14 protein-coding genes are annotated in these 15,854 nt (G+C 56.4%); 5 read left to right on the top strand and 9 right to left on the bottom strand.

Translation table 11 applies throughout. The features are described 5' to 3' along the window. The first annotated feature begins 3 nt into the window (after window positions 1-3). A complete protein-coding gene (locus AC2FH2_RS04240) occupies window positions 4-720 on the top strand; it encodes an alpha/beta fold hydrolase (RefSeq protein WP_496822963.1) in 717 nt (238 codons plus the stop codon). Here AC2FH2_RS04240 and AC2FH2_RS04235 read toward each other — a convergent pair. Further along, window positions 711-1,295, bottom strand: coding sequence for a DUF6151 family protein (locus AC2FH2_RS04235; RefSeq protein ID WP_496822961.1), 585 nt, complete (start codon window positions 1,293-1,295; stop codon window positions 711-713). The two genes, AC2FH2_RS04240 and AC2FH2_RS04235, sit on opposite strands and share 10 nt — an antisense overlap. 5 nt (window positions 1,296-1,300) lie before the next feature. After that, entirely contained in the window at window positions 1,301-2,572 is a 1,272-nt protein-coding gene (gene phaZ / locus AC2FH2_RS04230; protein WP_496688533.1) for a polyhydroxyalkanoate depolymerase, read from the bottom strand. 111 nt (window positions 2,573-2,683) lie between these two features. Here phaZ and AC2FH2_RS04225 point away from each other — a divergent pair, with 111 nt between their 5' ends. From AC2FH2_RS04225 to phaR, 3 genes are all read left to right on the top strand, one after another. Beyond that, window positions 2,684-4,486, top strand: coding sequence for a PHA/PHB synthase family protein (locus AC2FH2_RS04225; RefSeq protein ID WP_496822959.1), 1,803 nt, complete (start codon window positions 2,684-2,686; stop codon window positions 4,484-4,486). 134 nt (window positions 4,487-4,620) lie between these two features. Next, window positions 4,621-5,067 carry a phasin family protein gene (locus tag AC2FH2_RS04220; RefSeq protein WP_142633002.1) on the top strand — a complete coding sequence of 149 codons (447 nt, stop codon included), beginning with the start codon at window positions 4,621-4,623 and terminating at the stop codon, window positions 5,065-5,067. 136 nt (window positions 5,068-5,203) lie between these two features. Next, window positions 5,204-5,758 carry a polyhydroxyalkanoate synthesis repressor PhaR gene (phaR, locus tag AC2FH2_RS04215; protein ID WP_142633004.1) on the top strand — a complete coding sequence of 185 codons (555 nt, stop codon included), beginning with the start codon at window positions 5,204-5,206 and terminating at the stop codon, window positions 5,756-5,758. A 62-nt stretch (window positions 5,759-5,820) separates the two neighbouring features. Here phaR and AC2FH2_RS04210 read toward each other — a convergent pair whose 3' ends face one another. Continuing rightward, window positions 5,821-7,035 carry a DegT/DnrJ/EryC1/StrS family aminotransferase gene (locus tag AC2FH2_RS04210; protein WP_496822957.1) on the bottom strand — a complete coding sequence of 405 codons (1,215 nt, stop codon included), beginning with the start codon at window positions 7,033-7,035 and terminating at the stop codon, window positions 5,821-5,823. 212 nt (window positions 7,036-7,247) lie between these two features. Between AC2FH2_RS04210 and AC2FH2_RS04205 the strand changes: the two genes are divergently transcribed. After that, window positions 7,248-8,225, top strand: coding sequence for a formylglycine-generating enzyme family protein (locus AC2FH2_RS04205; protein WP_496822955.1), 978 nt, complete (start codon window positions 7,248-7,250; stop codon window positions 8,223-8,225). Window positions 8,226-8,246: 21 nt separating this feature from the next. On the opposite strand, the gene AC2FH2_RS04200 is transcribed toward AC2FH2_RS04205, so the two are convergent. The 6 genes from AC2FH2_RS04200 to AC2FH2_RS04175 form a co-directional block, all read right to left on the bottom strand. Further along, entirely contained in the window at window positions 8,247-9,551 is a 1,305-nt protein-coding gene (locus AC2FH2_RS04200) for an NAD(P)/FAD-dependent oxidoreductase (protein WP_496708592.1), read from the bottom strand. 6 nt (window positions 9,552-9,557) lie between these two features. After that, complete coding sequence (locus AC2FH2_RS04195; RefSeq protein WP_496688525.1) at window positions 9,558-10,916, bottom strand: glutamine synthetase family protein; 1,359 nt, start codon at window positions 10,914-10,916, stop codon at window positions 9,558-9,560. Further along, window positions 10,916-11,596 carry a type 1 glutamine amidotransferase gene (locus tag AC2FH2_RS04190; protein ID WP_142633014.1) on the bottom strand — a complete coding sequence of 227 codons (681 nt, stop codon included), beginning with the start codon at window positions 11,594-11,596 and terminating at the stop codon, window positions 10,916-10,918. Before AC2FH2_RS04190 ends, AC2FH2_RS04195 begins: the two co-directional genes overlap by 1 nt. Before the next feature lie 59 nt (window positions 11,597-11,655). Further along, on the bottom strand, window positions 11,656-12,975 hold the full coding sequence (locus AC2FH2_RS04185; RefSeq protein ID WP_496822953.1) for a glutamine synthetase family protein: 1,320 nt from the start codon (window positions 12,973-12,975) through the stop codon (window positions 11,656-11,658). A 110-nt stretch (window positions 12,976-13,085) separates the two neighbouring features. Next, window positions 13,086-15,272, bottom strand: coding sequence for a molybdopterin cofactor-binding domain-containing protein (locus AC2FH2_RS04180; protein ID WP_496822952.1), 2,187 nt, complete (start codon window positions 15,270-15,272; stop codon window positions 13,086-13,088). Between the two features lie 3 nt (window positions 15,273-15,275). Beyond that, complete coding sequence (locus AC2FH2_RS04175; protein WP_496688520.1) at window positions 15,276-15,740, bottom strand: (2Fe-2S)-binding protein; 465 nt, start codon at window positions 15,738-15,740, stop codon at window positions 15,276-15,278. Between the last annotated feature and the right edge of the window lie 114 nt (window positions 15,741-15,854).

The raw sequence follows: 15,854 nt of genomic DNA, 5'->3' as shown, positions 1-15,854 counted from the left end.
TGTTTGATCGAGCCGTTGGTTCTTTTGCCCGGTTTGATGTGTGATGCGCGGGTATTTGAGCATCAGATGCGCGCCCTGTCACGTGATCGCGCCGTGACGGTCGCTTCGGTTTCGACTGCTGAACGGATTGAAGAGATCGCGCGGGGCCTATTGGTTCAGTTGCCACAACGCTTTGCATTGGCGGGCCTAAGCCTGGGCGCCGTAGTCGCTTTGGAAATTGTCCGATATGCACCCGAGAGGGTGTCGCGCTTGTGTCTGATGGCTTCGGATGCGCATTCGGAATCGCCTCAGACCGCAGCCGCGCGGGAGGAGCTGTTGGTCGCCGCCAAGATGGGTCGGTTAGAGGAAGTGATGCGTCGGCTGATTGGATCGGATTCGCTGGCCCCGGGGCCTCGACGTATTCCCATTCTTGCTGATGTCATCTCGATGGCGTTAGATTTGGGCCCGCAGGTGTTCGAGCGTCAGATTCGCGCGCTGCAGCGTCGTCCGGACCAGCAGGGCAACCTGCGCCGGATCACGGCCCCGACTTTGGTGCTATGTGGGGCGCATGACACGGTTGTTCCGGTGCGAAGGCATGCGTTCATGGCGGACCTGATCCCAAATGCAGAACTGCACGTCATCAAGGATGCAGGACATTTGCCTACGTTGGAATCGCCTGAAAATGTCACCGAGGCGCTGAAGACCTGGCTCAGAGTGAAGCCTGCGCTGGATTACGCATAGAGCGCTTTACGCTGTTCTTTGCTTAGAATGACCGGGGTTGAGATCGTCTGGCCCGTATTCTGATTAAAGAACGGGGTGTCCCTCCAGCTGCCAGAAAGCCGGGATTTTAGTACCCGCGTAACAATCCCGGCGACAGCGTAACCCAGTCGCTTGTGTTTGTGTTTTCCATCGGCCTGGGGAATGAACCCTTGAGTCGTAACTGGCCCTAAACAGTCCGGATCGGAAACTCGTTTCACATCAAAGCCCGCAAACGGAAATTTTGGAGTATTTGATGTCGTCGCCAGCGGTGCATTGCAGCAGCTGGCATACCAGCGCAGCATCCCCTTGGGGCCAAGGCGCATCGCGGCCAGGTGTTCGATGCCGCCGTCGATCCTGATTTCTTCAGGGGCCATTTGGAAAATGTCCACCGGTTCCGGCGCAGGGTCCGGTTGCCCGAAATATATCTGCGCGGCCCGGCAATCACGGCAAAAGCAGACTACATGCGTGCCGTACTGAACGCCTCTGGCTGTAATGCTGCCAAAGAGTTTTCCACAGTTGCAGGCGAAAGCCGTCTGTTTGGCGACTTTCTTTCCCATCGGCGTTAGGCCACTTTGTTGCGGTTGGCCGCTTTGCGCGAGGGTTTGCGGGCGTTGGCGTTCATAAATTCGATCACCAATGGGCGGATATTGTCGCGCCAGCTGCGGCCGGCGAAGATGCCATAGTGACCTGCGCCAGGTTCGACATGGCTGGCTTTTTTCGAATCCGGCAGCCCTGTACACAGCTCGAGCGCAGCAATGCACTGGCCAGGGGCCGAGATGTCGTCATTCGCACCTTCGACTGTTTTGACAGCAACGTTTGTAATTTTGCCGATATCTACCTTGTGCCCTGCAACAACAAACTCGTTGCGCGCGATTTCGCGGTTTTTGAAGACGCGTTCGACGGTTGAAAGGTAGAACTCGGCGGTCATGTCCATGACGGCGAGGTATTCATCGTAGAATCTGTTATGGGCATCGTGATCCGAAGCCTCGTCCCGCATAACCCTCTGGATCTGCTCGGAAAACGCCTGCGAATGCCGGTCCGAATTCATCGACATGAACGAGGCCAACTGCAGCAGGCCGGGATACACCATGCGCCCGACGCCCTTATACTTGAAGCCGACGCGCTGAATCATGGTTTCTTCCAGCTGCCCCATTGTCACGCGACGTCCAAAATCGGTCACGTCGGTAGGTGTGGCATCCGGGTCAACAGGTCCGCCGATCAATGTCAGCGTGCTGGGTTGGGCTTTGGGTTCGACCTCGGCCAGATAGGCTGTGGCGGCCAGAGTCAGCGGCGCCGGTTGGCAGACGGCTACAACGTGGGTGTCCGGTCCCAATTCTTTCATGAAATCGACAAGGTAAAGTGTATAATCCTCTACATCAAACTTACCTTCGGACACGGGGATATCGCGCGCATTATGCCAGTCAGTGATATAAACTTCGCAATTCACCAAGAGGCTTTTTACGGTGGACCGAAGCAAAGTGGCGTAATGTCCAGACATCGGGGCGACCAACAGCACCTTGCGGGGCTGTTCGGCGCGGCCATTGACACGTATATGTATCAAATCACCAAAAGGGCGTTCGATCACCGGGACAATATCGACCAGATGATCCTTGCCGTCTTCGCAAGTGAATGTACGGATTCCCCAGTCGGGTTTTACAACCATGCGCTGGAACGTCCGCTCAGTCACCTCGCCCCAGGCGGCCATCATGCTGAACGCAGGGTTGGGCACCATCGAAAACAGCGGATAAGAAGCTATGGCACTTGCCGTAGCACCCATCCACTGATTGGTGTTGCGCATCGTTTCCATCAGATCGTAGGTCATCATGTAGCGCATGAAATGGGCCTCCTGAGTGTCAGCCTGATAATTCGGACCATTCGTCGCTTTGCCCCCCGACGCCCACGACGTTATTCTGCATAGCAGCGAGGTTAGGGTGGAATTGTTAAAATGACAACAAGTGAAGATAACGCGCCAGAGCTGTCCGAGGAACACCTTGAACGGATTAGAGAAAATATGACGAAAGTCGAAGAATTGTCGAAAAGGCTGATCGATGTGATGGCTGGCAAAGAGGCACACACTCCCGCGTTGGACGGTCCGAATCAAGATCTTTTCGCAAGAGCAGCAACTTCGTATTTCGCCGAAGCGTGGCAGAATCCCGCCAAGCTTCTGGAACATCAGGTCGCCTTCTGGGGACAATCCGTTATGAACTTTGCTGAGGCTCAGCAGGCGCTGGCCGCCGGCGGGGTCGAGGACAGCGAACCCGGACCCAAGGATAAACGGTTCTCAAACCCTCTTTGGGACACCAACCCCTATTTCCGGTTTATTCGCCAGCAGTATCAGACAAATGCCGATGCAATCGCGCAGGCGGTTGCTTCGGTCGACGATCTGGACGGCAAGGACAAGCAGAGGCTGCATTTCTTTTCGCAACAGATCATTGACTTGATGTCTCCGACGAATTTCCTGGCCTCCAATCCCGACGCGCTGGAAAAGGCGGTCGAGACGGAAGGGCAATCGCTGATCAAAGGGCTAGAGAATCTAGTTGCGGACCTAGAAGCCAATAATGGTGAAATGGTTGTCAGACTGGCGGATGAATCCGCGTTCAAGCTTGGCGAGAATATCGCGACAACTCCGGGCGACGTGGTCTATCGCAACAGGCTTATGGAGTTGATCCAGTACAAACCCACGACCGAGACCGTACACGAGACCCCGATCGTTCTGTTTCCGCCCTGGATCAACAAATACTATATTCTGGACCTTAAGGCGCAGAACAGCCTCATCAAATGGGTGACCGAGCAAGGCTATACCCTGTTTGTTGTAAGTTGGGTTAATGCGGATGCTTCTCATGCCGAGGTCGGTATGGGCGACTATGTCGAAGAGGGATTTCTGACCGCCATCGAGACCGTCAAGTCGATCTGTAAGGTCAAGCAGGTCAATGCGGTGGGATATTGCATTGCCGGCACCGCGTTGAGCTTGACGCTGTCCCTGATGAAGCAGCGTGGCGACAAATCCATCAAATCGGCGACCTTCTTCACCACCTTGACCGATTTCGGTGAACAGGGGGAATTCACGCCGTTCCTACAGAATGACTTTGTCGATGGCATTCAAGAACAAGTGACAAAAGACGGTATCCTAAAAGCATGGGTCATAGGTCGTACCATGTCGTTCCTGCGATCGAATGACCTGATCTACGGCCCTGCCATTCGAAGCTATATGATGGGCGAGACCCCTCCGGCGTTTGATTTGCTCTACTGGAACGGGGATGGCGCAAATCTTCCGGGCAAAATGGCAATCGAGTATTTGCGGGGGCTTTGCCAGAAAAATCAATTTGTGACCGACGGTTTCGATTTGCTTGGGCACAAACTGCATATCCGCGACGTTGATGTTCCTTTGATGGCCATCAGCTGTGAAACCGACCATATCGCCGCCTGGAAAGATTGTTATCGGGGTGTGCAGCAGATGGGGTCACGTTCGAAGACGTTTGTCGTTTCGGAATCCGGTCACATAGCAGGCATCGTGAACCCGCCGAGCAAGAAGAAATACGGCCACTACACCAACCCTGATCTGAATGCGGATGCCGATGCATGGATGAAAGAGGCCGATTTTCATAAAGGGTCCTGGTGGCCGCAGTGGGAAGCTTGGCTGAAGAAGAGATCCGGCAAGCAAATCCCCGCGCGCCAAGTGGGCGATTCGGGATACGCTTCCCTGGCCGAAGCACCAGGAACCTATGTTTTGGTGAAGGCAACAGATTGATTTTTAACAGTTTAGAAAAATATTGCTGCAGTGCAGCAAGAAAAAACTTGCAATGCTGCGATGCAGCAACGATATTGTCCTCAAGCTGATGAAGCCCGGGGTTGGCCCGGATCGGCAAGCAAAGGATTTGGACAATGGCAAAGACTCAAGACTTTACCGCGACCCTGAAAGACATGATGGGTGCATTCCCTGTTGACACCACCGCTCTGGAAGGTGCGTTCAACACCACCGCGACCCTGAACGAAAAGCTGTCGGGCGTTGCTCTGGAAGCGGCTGAGAAATCGGCTGAGATTTCGAACAAATGGACCAAGGAAACCCTGGCCAAACTGTCCGATATGTCGAAAGCGAAATCTGACCCTGCAGATTACGCAAAAGCTGCAACCGACTACGCAAGCGCGTCGGCTGAAGTTGCTGCTGAAAACCTGGCTGCTTTCGCTGAAATCGCGAAAAAAGTTCAGTCGGAAACCGTTGAGCTGCTGATGGCTGCTGGCAAAAACGCTGCAGAAGATGCAACTGCCGTTGTCAAAAAAGCAACCAACGACGTGTCCACTGCTGCGAAAAAAGCAGCTGGCGCCAAGTAAGGTAAGATAGCGAGGCGCACCCACTCCTCCCATTTGGTGCAATCGCGTTGGGCAGGTCGAAAGACCTGCCCTTTCTTTTTGTTCTGCACTCGCATAATCTCTGCTGCAATGCATCATTCCTTGGGGAGGGTAGACGGTGTCAGAACAAGAAAAACCGTTGCTAATCAAACGATATGCCAGCCGTCGGCTGTATAACACTGAAACCAGTGACTATGTCACGCTCGAAGATATTGCGGCATTCATACGTGACGGTCGCGAAGTTCAGATCATAGACCTGAAGACTGGGGATGATCTGACACGGCAATATCTGCTGCAAATCATTGCCGAGCATGAAAGCCGCGGTGAGAATGTCCTGCCGGTGAACGTGCTGAACGATCTTGTGCGCAGCTATATGTTGCCGGGCGGAGGAGTGATGCCGCAATTCCTGCAAAGCTCGTTCGAAATGCTGCGCGAAAGCCAAAGCAAAATGATGGAAAACATGTCTGCGATGAATCCGATGACCCAGATTCCGGGTTTCGAAGCACTGCAAGCGCAGCAAAAGGCATTTCTGAAGGCGATGACCAGCGGCATTTCCGGCAGTTGGTCCGGTCCGGAAACGGATAGCGAGGCCAAACCCCAGTCGAGTGAGGATCTGGACGACATCAAGAAGCAGTTGGCGGAGTTGCAGCAAAAGCTGTCTAAACTGAACTGAATTTGTCCATACAATGAAATAGGCCCGCCGCTGGCGGGCCTTTTCGTTTGAATTCAGCTTGTTCAGGTTCCAAATGCGATTTTCGGGGCGGTAATTTCCCCTACTGAAGCCAACAGAATATCAGCGATCACATCCAGTTCCGCGCCTGTCAGGCGTACAGGCAGGCGCACGTCGCAAGCTTTCATCAGCATGTTTCGCGTTTGTGGCAGCTCGGTCTGTTCCGGCAGGAATTGCCAGTTCCAAAAGGCACGGGCGTTGTCTTCACTCAGGCCGAATACCTGAACTTTCACCCCGCGTGCTTCGGATGCTGCGGCAAAGGCGCGGATATCATCATCGCTTAAGTCAACCAGATTGAACTGGATCGAATCCGGTGCCCGGCGTTCTGGCACCAGCGGGGCAGGCACGTTGATATAGGGCGATGAGTTCAGGCGCTCTGCCACATAGTCGTGGTTTTGCAACCCATCGTGGACACGGCGTGCCAATTCAGGCATCTGGGGACGGATTACTGCAGCGCTCAGGTTGCTCATCCGCAGGTTATACAGCGGCAACTGGTTCTGCCAGCGGCCAAAGGCCTCTTCGAGTTCCGATGAGTTTTCGCCACGCGGACCTTTGTGTTTCTTCCAGTTAGTTTCGTAGGCGCCGGACATGATCACGGCACGCGCCACCAGATCAGCGTCGTCGGTTATCAGAATGCCACCTTCGCCCGCATTGATCATCTTGTAGGACTGAAACGAGAAACAGCCGATCTTGCCAATCGTCCCAATATTGCGGCCATGCCAAGTTGTCCCCAGCGAATGGGCTGCGTCCTCGATCACCGGAATGTCGCGCGCGCTGCACAGAGTCATGATCGCGTCCATATCCGAAGTATGTCCGCGCATATGGCTAATGATCACGGCCTGCACGTTATCCAGTTTGGCGGCAAAGTCATCCATGTCGATGCGATAATTGTCACCCACCTCACACAATACGGGGATGCAATCCGCATGTATGACCGATGAGGGCACCGCCGCAAAGGTAAAGCCCGGTATCAGCACCCGCGCGTCCCGCGGCAAACCCAGCGCCTTGAGCGATAGGAACAGTGCCGCCGAGCAGGACGATACAGCCAGCGCGTATTTCGTGCCCAGCAGTTCCGCGAATTCCGACTCGAGCAGCGCAACCGGAGCGTCCTGCGGCGCAGTGTAGCGGAACAGGTCGCCTGACTGCATCAAGGCATCAATGGCGTCGCGGGCGGCCGCGGGGATGGGTTCGGCGTCATGGACGTTAGGAGGCAGCGTCATATTTGGCATTCCTGAATTCTATCTTTGGGAAAGATAAAGCTAATGAAGTGTCAATCCAAGCCCTTAATCTTCAGGGTGGCGAAATTTCACTATTCTGTCGTAGTCAGAGAGACACAGGTTGGCTTACCCCGCGTAGCAGGAAATTCTTTTGAACCTGCAACTTTGGGGGAAGTAAGGTGGCAATGGATCTTCTTTGACGTTGTTCTCGTATGATGGGTTGGATCACTGCATTGACTATCATTCGTTTGGCCCTTTGGGGCGCGCTTTCAACTTTCGCTTCGGCGGTTCACGCAGATTATCTTCTGTCGGATGGCACTGAAGTTGCGCCGCTTCAGATGTTTCAGGAATGCGATGTTTGCCCTGAGATGTTTGCCTTGCCTATGGGTGAGTTCATGATGGGTGGACCACCGGGAGAATCGAAACGAAACTTTCATTGGGATGAAAAAGGGCGCCGACCCGCGACAGCGGAAGAGCCGTATATCGCGCATCGTGAAGGTCCGGTTCATAGCGTCAGAATAGATCTGTCCTTTGCCATGGGACGTAACGAGGTTACCCGTGATGAGTGGATGGCCTGCGTTGAAGATGGGGGATGTAGCAAATATGTGCCGGAAGATTTTGTAATCGGCGATAGTTTTGAGCGCATAGATCTTACGGGCAATCATCCAGTGAATGATGTGTCTTATTTGGATGCTTTGGCTTACACGGATTGGCTGAACAAAAAACTCGGGATAGATGCCTACCGCTTACCAACGGAAGCCGAATGGGAATATGCCGCCCGTGCCGGAACGCAGACTCCTTTTGCGCAAGGAGAGGAAGTTACGACGGATCAGGCCAATTTCCATGCCAAACCGACAGAAGAGATGATTGGTGAAAAGCGGCCGGATTTAGTGTGGCGCGGTTACCCAGTTCGCGTTGATGAACTTGATGCCTCCAATGCTTGGGGTCTTCGGCATATGTCGGGGAATGTCGGGGAAAGAACGATGTCCTGCTGGACAGCGACGCACCCGGGTTGGTCGACTTCCAGCCAGCACTTAGAGATGGCGAGATCAGTTGATTGTCACAGGCGGGTTGTAAAAGGCGGTTCTTATCCATTTGCTATGGATTTTTCGCGCGCTGCAAGTCGCGGTGGGGCGGGCATTGATTGGCGGTCAAAATTGACGGGCTTTCGTATCCTGAGAGAGTTTAAGTGAGTTTCTCTGACAATCTCGAAATCAGAATCCCAGCCGGTCCCGCAGGGAAAACCATGTCATCGCCAGCACTAGCAACGGGCTGCGTAGGGCTGCGCCGCCCGGAAAGGGCAAGGCGGGCACGCGGGACATGGTGTCGAACCCCTCGGCCTGGCCCTGAATGGCCATCGCCATCAACTGCCCGGCATGGGTGGCCGTGCCGACCCCATGGCCGGAATAGCCCGAGGCCGACAGGATATTGGGCGCAACCCGCGTCAGATAGGGCATCCGCCGCATAGTGATGCCCAGAGTACCGCCCCAGGCATAGTCGATTTTCACATCGCGCAGATGCGGGAAAATCTCGGTCATCGGTTTGCGCACCTTGGAGGCGATATCTGTCGGGAAGCGGTAGCCATAGCTTTCTCCGCCGCCAAATAGCAGGCGGTTGTCGGCGCTGAGGCGGAAGTAATTTACCACAAACTTGGTATCGGCGACGGCGACATCCCGGGTCAGGACGCGGGCGGCATCGGTGCCCAAAGGCTCGGTCGCGGCGATGAAATTGTTGATCGGCATGACGCGCGACGCCACTTTGCCGTTCAGATCGCCGAGATACCCGTTGCAGGCCAATATGACGTGGTTGGCCGTCACCTTTCCCTGTGGGGTTTGCACGATGGCCGGATCGGTCTCGTCGATCCCGGTGACTTCGGTACCCTCAAAGATGCGCACGCCGGCCTTGGCTGCGGCATCAGCCAGCCCCAAGGCAAAGTTCAGCGGGTGCAGATGGGCCGCTCCCATGTCCAGATAACCTCCGCGATAGGTTGGGGATGGGCACAAGCCATGCGCCGCGCCTTCGTCCAGCAGCTCCATATGGTCATAACCATATCGCGCCGACAGATGCGCGGCGTGATCGTGGAGGTCTTGCTGATCCCCGGTGCTGAGGCCCAGAACCGCCACGCCCGGTTTCAGATCACAGTCGATTTTGTGCTTTTCGATCAGCGATTTGACCAGATCCTTGGCATCTTCAGCCAGATCCCACAGCTTGGCGGCATCGTCATCGCCGACCAGGCGTTCAAGGTCTTCCTGATCCATCCGCTGGGCGCTGCCCAGCTGCCCGCCATTGCGGCCTGACGCTCCGAAACCAACGCGATGCGCCTCAAGCAGCACGACGTCGAACCCGGCCTCGGCCAGATGCAGCGCGGCGGACAGTCCGGTATAGCCGCCACCGACCACACAGACATCCGCTTTGGTATCCCCAGCAAGCGCGGGAAAACGGTCGAGCGTGTTGGCCGTCGCGGCATACCAGCTGGCCGGATACTCGGCCTTGCGGTCGTTGGAATAGAGGAGATTCATCGCGGCTTAAACGTTCATGAGCAGGTGCTCACGCTCCCACGGAGAGATGACCTGTAGAAATTCTTCATACTCGGCACGTTTGACAATGCCATAAACGCGGGCAAATTCCGGACCCAGCACCTCGTGCAGGGCGGTGGCCTCGTCGAACAGGTCCAGCGCATTGCCCATGACCTGCGGGATATCACCGTCACCTTCGTAGGCGTCGCCATAAAACTGACGGCGCGGACGTTCCTGCTGTGTCAGGCCGAGATAGCCGCAGGCAAGCGACAAGGCGATGCCCAGATAGGGGTTGCAGTCCATGCCTGCGATACGATTTTCAACGCGCCGCGCCTCGGGGCCGGACAGGGGAACACGGATGCCGGTCGTGCGGTTGTCACGAGCCCATTCCAGATTGATCGGCGCGGCATGGTCTTTCACATAGCGGCGGTACGAGTTCACATAAGGTGCCATGACTGCCAGGCCTGCAGGCAAGTGGTTTTGCAGCCCTGCAATGAAGTTATAGAATGCATCCGTTTCGCCGCCCTGAGGTCCGGAAAAGATATTCTGTCCGGTTTCGATCTCGGTGATCGAGTGGTGGATGTGCATGGCCGATCCGGGCTCATCCGCAATCGGTTTCGCCATGAAGGTCGCAAAGCAGTTGTGTCGCAACGCGGCTTCGCGGATCAGGCGTTTGAAATAGAACACTTCATCTGCCAACTTGACCGGATCACCATGGCGCAGGTTGATTTCAAGCTGTCCGGCGCCGCCTTCCTGGGTGATGCCGTCAATCTCGAATCCCTGATGTTCGGCAAAGTCATAGATGTCGTCGATCACCGGGCCGAATTCATCCACCGCTGTCATCGAATAGGCCTGCCGCGCGGCCGCCGGACGACCCGAACGGCCCATCATCGGTTTGATCCCCTGCGCGGGGTCGACATTGGGGGCGACCAGAAAGAACTCCATCTCTGGCGCGACAATCGGTTTCCAGCCTTTGTCGTGATACATTTTTACGACGCGCTTCAACACGTTGCGTGGGCTGAACGGGATCGGCTCTCCGTCCCGGTCATAGGCGTCGTGGATCACCTGCAGTGTCCAGTCACCCGTCCAAGGAGCAGCGGAAGCAGTCGAAAAGTCAGGCTTAAGGATCATGTCCCGTTCAATGAAGCCGTCCTCTCCGGCGGCTTCGCCCCAGTCCCCGGTGATAGTCTGGTAAAAGATACTATCGGGTAGATGGAAGTAGGACTGGCGTGCAAATTTGGTGGCCGGAACCGCTTTCCCGCGCGCGATGCCGGGCAGGTCAGAGATGATGCACTCGACCTCATCCAATCGGTGACCTTCAAAATAGGTACGGGCTGCCTGTGGCAGTTGTTCTGTCCAATCGGCCATCAGGCCCTCTCTTTCTTCAAAAACTCTGCCATGAACTGTCCGATCTTCGGACTGTCGTCGCGGGTGGGCAGGCGGTCGGCGGCGGCCTGCATCAGATTGTCTGGAACGACTCCTTTGCCGCGTGTGTCCATCAGCCCTTCGATGAAGCTGTCGCCATACTCCGGGTGGGCCTGAACGGTCCAGATCGTGTCGCCATAGGCCAGCATGGCATTCTGGCAAAAGGCGTTCGAACCGGTTACTTGTGCACCGGCGGGCAGCTCTACCACCTGGTCCTGATGCCAGGCATTCAAAGTGACGGTCTGTCCGTCCAAATCGTAGTCCGTCCGCCCCACGGCCCAGCCCTGTTTGAACTTTTCAACTTTCCCGCCAAGGGCTTGCGCAATGACTTGATGACCAAAGCATATGCCGATCAGGGGTTTGCCGCTTTGATGGATGTCGCGGATCAGCGCTTCGAGCTTGCGGATCCAGGCATGGTCCTCATAGGCACCATAGCGCGAGCCGGTGATGATCCATCCATCAGCATCGTCAAAACTTTGCGGAAAGTGATCGTCGACAACCGCATAGGTCACAAACTCAAAGCCGTTGCCATCCAGCAGCGCGCGAAACATGCCGTCATACTCACCGAACTGATCGTGCAATTCGTCAGGGGGGTGGCCGGTTACAAGGATACCGATTTTCATGGGTCACCAAATTTGATCAAATTTATTCTAGCTGAGCAGGACGAAGCGAGCAAGGGGGCTCAAACCGCCTCGAGATAACTTAGCCAATGCTCCTCGGGTGGGCGTTTGTCAAAGCGCAGGATCTCTTGTCGCTTTGTCATGGCGAGATTGCTGATCAGCGGGGCGGGAAAGATGCGCGCAACTTGCGGATCGGTTTCAAGGGCGGTGATGGCTGAAGCCCAGTCGCCAGCGAGTTGCGGCAGGCCGTCGATCTCATATGCGTTGCCCGTGATCGGAGCTGGCGGTTCAGTTCCGTCCTCGATGCCGTTCAGCGCCGCACCGAGAACGGCGCTCAGCATGAGGTAGGGATTGATGTCACCACCAGCAACGCGATGTTCGATCCTGCGGGCAGAGGGCGCGCCGCCGGGAACGCGCAGCGCGGCAGTGCGATTTTCATAAGCCCAGCATGCCTCAGTTGGGGCATGGGCGCCGGGGACAAGCCGGGTGTAGGAGTTCCCGTGCGGTGCAAAAATCAGAGTTGAACCAGGCATTGCAGACAGACATCCGGCTATGGCCGAGCGCAAAAGATCAGTGCCTTCAGGCCCGCCATTGTCAAAGATATTTTGCCCATCCTGGTCGACGACCGAAAAATGGACATGCATCCCATTGCCCGCATCCTGGGCATAGGGTTTGGCCATGAAAGTTGCGGTAAACCCATGTTTGCGTGCAAGGCCACGAGTCAACACCTTGAAAAGCAACGTATCATCTGCGCAGCGCATGGCGTCCTGATGGTTCAGGTTGATTTCAAACTGGCCGATCCCGCTTTCGGAAATGGCGGTTTGAGCCGGGATGCTCATTGCCTCGCATCCGTCATAGAGGTCTGTGAAAAAGGCGTCGAACGCATCCATTTCCGCCATGGACAGGACTGCCTCGTCGACCAGCCGTCGCCCCGTCAAAGGATTGATCGGAGGCACCGGTCGTGCACCTGATGAGTCCAATAGCGTGAATTCCAGCTCGGTCGCCGCAACAACAGACCAGCCACGCTCGGCATAGCGTTGCAGCACCGAGGTCAGAGCATGGCGAGGGTCGCCGGCAAAGGGCGTGCCCTGATCGTCATACAGGGACATCAACACCAGCGCTGTTTCGGTTTCAAGCCAGGGAACTGGGACGGGGCCACGCTCGGTTGGCAGTAATATGCCGTCCGCGTCGCCTGATTCAAACACAAGCGGGCTATCCTCGATATCCGCGCCCCACAGATCAACATTCAATGCCGAAAAGGGCATCCGCACCACACCTTTACTTAGCTTGTCAGCATAAGAAGGAGGCACGCGTTTGCCGCGCAGCTGACCGTTAAGGTCGCATGCCGCTACGCGAAAACTGTGTAGGGCGTTCAGGTCCATCGGCGTCTCCATCACTCTGGTACCCCGAGGTTTAATCGACACAAAGCGCCTTGTCACGAAATTTGATCAAATTATCCCCGCGCCGTTTTTTTCGGCGCGGGGTCGGGACCTTATGCAAAGCTTATGCCGTTCTCGGCCATCGGCAGATCGGCAATCAAGGTCCCGGACATTGCCTTGATTGCGTTCGCGAGCGCGGGGGCCGAGGGAGGCGTGCCGGGTTCGCCCACGCCCGTAGGGGCCTCGGCCGAGGGCAGGATGTGGACGTCGATTGTAGCTATATCGCCGATCCGAAGGGGCTCGTAATCCGGGAAGTTGTATTGATCCACGGAACCGCCGGTCAGTGTGATCTGATCGCGCATCACATGCCCGATGCCATAGCCAATCCCACCTTCCATCTGGGCACGCACCACGTCGGGGTTCACCGCGATACCGCAATCGACAGCACAGATGACCTTTTCGATCTTGATGCCGTCATCCGGATCGCCCGAGATTTCAACCACCTCAGCCACATAAGAACCAAAGGATTTGTGCACCGCAATACCTTGCGCGCGACCGGCAGGGACGTTGCCCCAATCTGCTTTCTCGGCCGCAAGTTTCAGAACTGAGGCCTTGCGCTGTTGGTCTGCATTACCCGCATCCGCCAGATGTGCGAGACGGAACTCAACCGGGTCACGGCCCGCGGCGGTGGCGGCCAAATCCATCATTGTTTCCATCGTATAGGCAGTGTGGGTATGTCCTACCGACCGCCACCATAGGACCGATGTGGCCTTGGGTGTGTCGGTCAGTCCAAGCGCCATCCCCGGAATATCATAGGGGCTGTCTGCGATGCCCTCGATCGAGCTGTGGTCGACGCCGTCATGCACTGCAACCGCCTCGAACGGGGTACCCTTCATGATCGATTGCCCTGCGACCTGATGCTGCCATCCGACGATATTCCCCTCCGCATTCAACCCGACACGGACTTTGTGCCCGAAGGCCGGGCGGTAATACCCGCTGCGAATGTCGTCTTCCCGCGTCCAGACCAGTTTGACCGGGCGCGAGCGGTCAGTGACAACAAAGGCCAACGCGGCCTCAACCTGATAGTCCGCATCCGGTGTTGCGCGACGCCCGAAAGACCCGCCGGCCAGCATCGTTCTGATGTGGATTTTCTCGGGTGGCAGCTGAAAGATTTGCTGATACGCCATGTGCGGGCCGGTTGGCATCTGAGCGCCATCATGCAGAACGATGTCACCCTCTGCTGTCTGTTCGATTGTGCAGTTCAGTGGCTCCATCGGAGCATGGGCGAGAAGCGGGTAGTAAAAAGTTTTTTCTACGACCGTATCCGCCGCGTCGATCGCCGCCGAAACCGTGGCAACATCTGCCTTGTTCACGTTATAGGCGGGCTCGGCATTCAGCGCGTCCATGATCTCGGCCTTGATCTGATCCGAGTGGCGGGTTTCAGCGCCGGACATGTCCCATTCGACCTCAAGCGCGTCACGCGCCTGAATCGCGGCCCAGGTATCTTCGGCATAGACCGCAACGCCCGCCTGATTGGGCAATGCAGCGGCGCTGATATAGCCTTTGATCTCTTTCGAGGCGCTGTCGTCAAAGCTGATGACAACACCACCGCGCGACTCCGAACGTTTGATCATCGCAACCATCTGGTTGGGCAGGTGGACATCCATGGCGTACATCGCCTGTCCGTTGCCTTTGATTGCCGAGTCCTTGCGACGCACGGCCTCGTTTCCGATCAGGCGGAATTCCGAGGGGTCTTTCAGGCGTGGCTCGGTCGGCGCTTCCATCTGCGAAGCGGCTGCCACGAAATCGGCAATCGGTGCAGATTTCTCGCCTGCTTTGACGATGCCTTCCTCAATGGTGATGCCTGATGCATCTACACCCCATCTTTGGGCGGCGGCGTTGATCAGCATCTCACGGGCAGCAGCGCCCGCCTGGCGATATTGCTGCCAGGAGTTCGCCATTGCGGTTGACCCGCCGGTGCCTTGGAAGGGGCCAAACAGCAGATTGTTATAGACTTGGGGGTTAGAGGGCGCGAATTCGTATTCGATCTGGTCCATGGATAAACCGATCTCCTCGGCGATCAGCGTCGGCAGGCCGGTCGCAGGGCCCTGACCCTTTTCGAAATGCTTGACGATGGCGGTCACGGTGCCGTCGGCGTCAATCTTAACAAATGGGTTGAGCTGCGTCGTCTCGGACGAGGCCGCAGCCAGAACGCCATCGGGGCGGGCGCCAACCAGCAAGACGGCTCCGGTTGCAGCAGCGCCTTTCAGAAAACCACGGCGAGAGGTGTTGATGGTCATGGATCAGGCCTCCAGAATTTCGGATGCGCGCTGGATACCGGCGCGGATGCGTTGATAGGTGGCACAGCGACAGGCGTTGCCGGACATGTAGTCGTCGATTTCTTCAACGCTGGGCTTTGGGTTTTCGGACAGCAATCCGACCGCCGACATCACCTGACCGGATTGGCAGTAACCGCATTGAACCACGTCCAATTCGACCCAGGCCTGCTGTACCGCGGCGCCAATATCGTTGTTTCCGACAGCTTCGATCGTGGTGATTTCGGCGTCTTCGACATCCTCAATATACGTCTGGCAAGAACGCACAGGCTCCCCGTCCAGATGCACGGTGCAGGCCCCACAGGACGCGACACCGCAGCCGAACTTGGTTCCTGTCATCTTCAGTTCGTCCCGGATTACCCACAGCAGGGGCGTGCCGGGCTCGGCCTCAACCGTGTGGGTCTGGCCGTTCAGTTTCAATGTCAAAGCCATTGGGGGGATCTCCTGTTGGGCTGGCTACCTGAATCGGTAAACTGGCGGGTTTACCTTAGGCAGGGGGCAGGGCGTTGTAAACCCGAGAGTTTACCTAGCGTTTGACCGGCTCAT

It is taken from the genome of Ruegeria sp. YTSA105 (genome assembly GCF_059610225.1).
The sequence above is the reverse complement of the archived record's forward strand: the minus strand, read 5'-3'. Positions and strand labels throughout refer to the sequence as shown.

Bases quoted from the DNA above. Each gene is read 5' to 3' on its own strand.
- AC2FH2_RS04235 (WP_496822961.1), bottom strand. From the start codon at position 1,295: ATGGGAAAGAAAGTCGCCAAACAGACGGCTTTCGCCTGCAACTGTGGA.
- phaZ (WP_496688533.1), bottom strand. From the start codon at position 2,572: ATGCGCTACATGATGACCTACGATCTGATGGAAACGATGCGCAACACC.
- AC2FH2_RS04225 (WP_496822959.1), top strand. From the start codon at position 2,684: ATGACAACAAGTGAAGATAACGCGCCAGAGCTGTCCGAGGAACACCTT.
- AC2FH2_RS04220 (WP_142633002.1), top strand. From the start codon at position 4,621: ATGGCAAAGACTCAAGACTTTACCGCGACCCTGAAAGACATGATGGGT.
- AC2FH2_RS04210 (WP_496822957.1), bottom strand. From the start codon at position 7,035: ATGACGCTGCCTCCTAACGTCCATGACGCCGAACCCATCCCCGCGGCC.
- AC2FH2_RS04205 (WP_496822955.1), top strand. From the start codon at position 7,248: ATGGGTTGGATCACTGCATTGACTATCATTCGTTTGGCCCTTTGGGGC.
- AC2FH2_RS04200 (WP_496708592.1), bottom strand. From the start codon at position 9,551: ATGAATCTCCTCTATTCCAACGACCGCAAGGCCGAGTATCCGGCCAGC.
- AC2FH2_RS04195 (WP_496688525.1), bottom strand. From the start codon at position 10,916: ATGGCCGATTGGACAGAACAACTGCCACAGGCAGCCCGTACCTATTTT.
- AC2FH2_RS04190 (WP_142633014.1), bottom strand. From the start codon at position 11,596: ATGAAAATCGGTATCCTTGTAACCGGCCACCCCCCTGACGAATTGCAC.
- AC2FH2_RS04185 (WP_496822953.1), bottom strand. From the start codon at position 12,975: ATGGACCTGAACGCCCTACACAGTTTTCGCGTAGCGGCATGCGACCTT.
- AC2FH2_RS04180 (WP_496822952.1), bottom strand. From the start codon at position 15,272: ATGACCATCAACACCTCTCGCCGTGGTTTTCTGAAAGGCGCTGCTGCA.
- AC2FH2_RS04175 (WP_496688520.1), bottom strand. From the start codon at position 15,740: ATGGCTTTGACATTGAAACTGAACGGCCAGACCCACACGGTTGAGGCC.